General features: G+C 35.4%; 1 protein-coding gene. It reads left to right on the forward strand.

What is annotated here, in order from left to right; genetic code table 11:
- Positions 1-423, forward strand: a 423-nt coding sequence (locus tag V7783_RS21075) for a hypothetical protein (protein WP_335680390.1), incomplete at its 5' end; no start/stop codon positions are given.
- Positions 424-628: the final 205 nt, after the last annotated feature.

Raw genomic sequence — 628 nt, forward strand, 5'->3', positions numbered from 1 at the left:
GTGTCTATATTTGAGGATTTTATGAATCAATTATGTAGAAGTGTTGAAGCAGATTTAGATATTAAGGCTTCTTTTACAGATTTTACTGGCTCAGGTATTGAAAGAGCAAAGCAATACTTATCAAAATTAAGCTCGCTTTCTCTTCCCGTTAGCGGAACAGAATGGAAGCAAATAAAGGATGCTCAAGCCATACGTAATGTCATTGCTCATGCTGCGGGTAATATTGATAAAAAGGCTCACTCAAAACAATTAAAAATAATTGATTGTAATGATAATCTAGAGGCAGAATATTATGCCCGTACACATTTAAATATCGACAAAGAATATGTGTTCAATCTTGTTGTCGCTATGAAAGGATTCACAGATAAATTATTGGCAGAGTGTGAAAAACTGCCTAACAAGAAAATAAACAAGGACACGTAACAGTTGGCTACGTTTCGCTTCGCTACACAATTTTAGCCAACCATTACTTAGCCTGTTATTTGGGCGTTATATGGTACAAGGAGGTTTGGTGCACAAACAAAATATTATTGAAACATTACAAATTATAGCCTCCCCAGAACGCCAATTTGAATACGAAAAAAATGTACCTGTTGCTCAAGTTCCTGCTGAGTTATTTTGTATGTGG

Source organism: Pseudoalteromonas sp., assembly GCF_036960685.1.
In the GTDB taxonomy this organism is placed as follows: Bacteria; Pseudomonadota; Gammaproteobacteria; order Enterobacterales; family Alteromonadaceae; genus Pseudoalteromonas.